Here is a 2,557-nt window from a genome sequence, read left to right on the forward strand (position 1 = left end):
ATCAATTGGCAATCGACAATCGGCAATTACTTATCCGCCCGAGCGTGCCCGGATGTTACAGAGTTGGAAACACTCCGGGTTTAATGTGCATCGAAGCCGGCGAGTTCAACCGGATGAGCGGGAGGATTTGGAGCGGCGTTTAATTGATGATTGCCGAATGTTGATTGTCGATTGGAGGAGATCTCTATGACCAAAATAATCATCAATCGGCAATCAATAATCGACAATTACTTGGCCGTCGAGGTGATCGATGTTTCCGCGCACAAACCCCGCCGCATTCCGTCAGCGAAATGGCGCGAACTCATCAAGAAAGTCTGGGAAGCCGATCCGCTCCTGTGTCCGCGCTGCCAGAAGGAGATGAGGATAGTCGCGCTGATTGATGAACGCGCCGTGATTGAGCGGATTCTGAGACATATGGGTCTCTGGGCTCAAGGGGTACGGGTGAGCCCATCAACAGGCCCACCAGCTCCTGTATCCGGCGAACGCATCATCGAGTCGTTGCTCGAGGACCCTTTCCCAGATTACGACACCGAACCCGTAATGGCGTACGCGAACGGTTGAGCTCACTCGCGGCGGGACGGGTTTGTCTCCTTTTGGCGCCGCTTACAGTAAAACAGGTCCGCTTGGATGATCTGACCGGCCTCAGCGCTTCAAAATGGGGGTTTGTACCCGATCTTGACCTTCTCGCCAGCTTTCCCCATGATCTCCACCATGAAAACGATGTTTCAGGTCGGTCTCAACGAGCATGTGCCCGTACCACCAGAAAAGCGATTTCTTATCCATTGGATCATCTCCGCGAAGCAGGGAGACATATCTTTCCACGGTACAATCTCCTGGTGCGGACTGGCAGGACATCCTGCAGCAAGCCTAACATTCAGAATCTTCCTCGCAAGGGTGGCGTTCGTGAATGTCTGATTCCGTCACCCGGTCATGTGTTGATCGCATGCGATTATTCAACTTTGGAATTATGTACTTTGGGTCAGATTTGCTTCGACCGCTATGGCCAGTCCCACATGCGGGATCTGATCAATCAGGGTGTGGATCTTCACCGTCATGTAGCGGCAATGATCCTGGGAAAACCTGAATCAGAAGTCACCAAAGAGGACCGGCAAAAGGCTAAAGCGGTGAACTTTGCATTACCTGGTGGCATGGGGACTAACGGGTTGGGCGGTTATGCTGCCTCGGCTTATGGTGTCCATCTGACCGTGGCGGAGGCCGAAAGCTGGCGTGCCAAATGGATGAGTCTGTTTCCTGAAATGGAAGCTTATCTGGCCCAGGGGAACACGCTTGAGCAGTTGGGGGCCGAACTCGATTTAGAATCGTTTCCAGGTGGTCAAGTCGGGCCAGAAACTGCTGCCGCGATAGTGATGCGGGTTGCGGGAGGAAAGTTTGAGACCTCCATGGGGAGGGAGTTTAGCGCTGAGGAAATCGATTGGGCTTGGGATCAGATCGACCGCGGTCCTGCGAGCCGGTACAAAATTACACGTGAAGCTGTTGAAACTCATCAGGGTTCACGGCGCCTTCAGCGTTTGATTGTCCCGGGAACAACGGTGTCTATTCCCACGGGACGCGTAAAATCTGACTGTCGCTATAATCAGGAGAAAAACTGGCCCTTCCAAGGCCTCGCTAGTGATGGGGCCAAACTTGCCCTTTACGAATTGAACCGCGCTGGATACCGGGTGGTGGCATTCATTCATGATGAAGTCCTCGTGGAAGTGCCTGAACGCGATGATTACCGCGAGCCCGCCCAGGATATCTCCAGGATCATGGTCGCCGCCATGCAACAAGTTTGTCCTGATGTGAAGATCACTGCAGGATTTGCGGTGATGCGGCGTTGGGATAAGAAAGCTGAAGCCGTCTATGACGGGCAGGGACGGTTGATCCCGTTCGGGTGAGTGATACCGGGGCTGCCCGTGTGGGCGCCCCTTTTTAATGGAATGAAAGGAGATGAGCTGATGAATGATAGTTTGAGACGATTGAATGAATTGACGGAATTATTGACGGAATACCCCGACAGTTTACCGCCACCAATCCCGGAGGAATGGCTGCGAGCACGGGGGCTTCGGCAACCAGTTGAGCAGGATTTTCTTTCCCAGAAAGAGGTGAATCAATGATGCCCCTGATGCTTCGCAACCTCATCCTGGCCGATAAGTGGGAACAGTATGGCTGCCGCGATTACCAGGACTTCGTGGCCAGGACCGGAGTGCCAGAAAGTCTGGCGGTCCAGGGCATGAGCATAGTGTTGCAACAAAAGCTGTTTACCAATGCGGCGCGGGAACACTATGGGCGCGAGAAGATCAATCAACTCGACCAGGTGCTGTCGTATGAACTCGAGGGTCTGACGCTGGCCAAGTTAATAAGTCGTGTTACCGGTATCTTCGGGGAGGTGGCGAAATGATGGAAAACCAGGATGCAACACCGCTGGCTCCCCGTGCGACGAACCAGCGCCAGTCTGCCATTATAACCCGCAGTCTCGACTTCGTAAAACTGATATCCATGATCGATCTGCGATTCAGACACTGGGGAGGGGCCGACCGGGTTCTGCCCCCTCGGCCCA

At 53.8% G+C, this 2,557-nt stretch carries 5 protein-coding genes; all 5 read left to right on the forward strand.

Going from position 1 to position 2,557, the window contains the following annotated elements; all coding sequences use genetic code 11:
* On the forward strand, nt 1-190 hold a 190-nt coding region (locus WCI03_15250), incomplete at its 5' end, for a hypothetical protein (GenBank protein ID MEI8141208.1).
* The gene (locus WCI03_15255) at nt 187-561 is read left to right on the forward strand and encodes a hypothetical protein (GenBank protein ID MEI8141209.1); all 375 of its coding nucleotides are present in this window, start codon (nt 187-189) and stop codon (nt 559-561) included. The genes WCI03_15250 and WCI03_15255, both read left to right, overlap by 4 nt.
* Nucleotides 562-593: 32 nt before the next feature.
* Nucleotides 594-1,895, forward strand: coding sequence for a DNA polymerase (locus WCI03_15260; GenBank protein MEI8141210.1), 1,302 nt, complete (start codon nt 594-596; stop codon nt 1,893-1,895).
* 60 nt (nt 1,896-1,955) lie between these two features.
* Nucleotides 1,956-2,114 carry a hypothetical protein gene (locus tag WCI03_15265; GenBank protein MEI8141211.1) on the forward strand — a complete coding sequence of 53 codons (159 nt, stop codon included), beginning with the start codon at nt 1,956-1,958 and terminating at the stop codon, nt 2,112-2,114.
* Nucleotides 2,115-2,122: 8 nt separating this feature from the next.
* A complete protein-coding gene (locus WCI03_15270; GenBank protein ID MEI8141212.1) occupies nt 2,123-2,398 on the forward strand; it encodes a hypothetical protein in 276 nt (91 codons plus the stop codon).
* Nucleotides 2,399-2,557 lie beyond the last annotated feature (159 nt).

It is taken from the genome of bacterium, from assembly GCA_037143175.1.
Classification (GTDB): domain Bacteria; phylum Verrucomicrobiota; class Kiritimatiellia; order CAIKKV01; family CAITUY01; genus JAABPW01.

Bases quoted from the DNA above. Each gene is read 5' to 3' on its own strand.
- WCI03_15270 (MEI8141212.1), top strand. From the start codon at position 2,123: ATGCTTCGCAACCTCATCCTGGCCGATAAGTGGGAACAGTATGGCTGC.
- WCI03_15255 (MEI8141209.1), top strand. From the start codon at position 187: ATGACCAAAATAATCATCAATCGGCAATCAATAATCGACAATTACTTG.
- WCI03_15265 (MEI8141211.1), top strand. From the start codon at position 1,956: ATGAATGATAGTTTGAGACGATTGAATGAATTGACGGAATTATTGACG.